We start from the raw sequence: 386 nt of genomic DNA, 5'->3' as shown, positions 1-386 counted from the left end.
CACGTAGTCCGCCCCCGCCGCCAGGGCCGCCTTCGCCCCTTGCGTCCCCCGCGCCGTGACGCCCACGTACCGGCCCGGGCCCAACAGCTCCCGCGCCGCGTCCGGGGGCAGGTCCTCGTCCCCCACGTGCACCCCGTGCGCGTCCGACAGGAGCGCCAGGTCCACCCGGTCGTTGATGAGGCACACCGCGCCCGCCTGCCGGCAGAGGGCCACCACCGCCCGGGCCGCCGCCAGCGCCTCCCGGAGCGGGGTGTGCTTCATGCGCAGTTGGAGCACCCGTGCGCCCCCCGCGAGCAGGCGCCCGGCCTTGTCCACCAGGGACAGTTCCGGGCGGACGCTGTCGTCGCACAACAGGTAGGGGCCTTGGGGAAGCGGGGGGCGGGGCG

Annotated in this window: 1 protein-coding gene; it reads right to left on the bottom strand. The window is 77.2% G+C overall.

Translation table 11 applies throughout. The annotated features are described in order from the left end of the window. Nucleotides 1-386, bottom strand: a 386-nt coding sequence (locus D7X32_RS44745; protein ID WP_208752801.1) for a thiamine phosphate synthase, incomplete at both ends; no start/stop codon positions are given.

The sequence above is a fragment of the Corallococcus carmarthensis genome (genome assembly GCF_003611695.1).
Classification (GTDB): Bacteria; Myxococcota; Myxococcia; order Myxococcales; family Myxococcaceae; genus Corallococcus; species Corallococcus carmarthensis.
The sequence above is the reverse complement of the archived record's forward strand: the minus strand, read 5'-3'. Positions and strand labels throughout refer to the sequence as shown.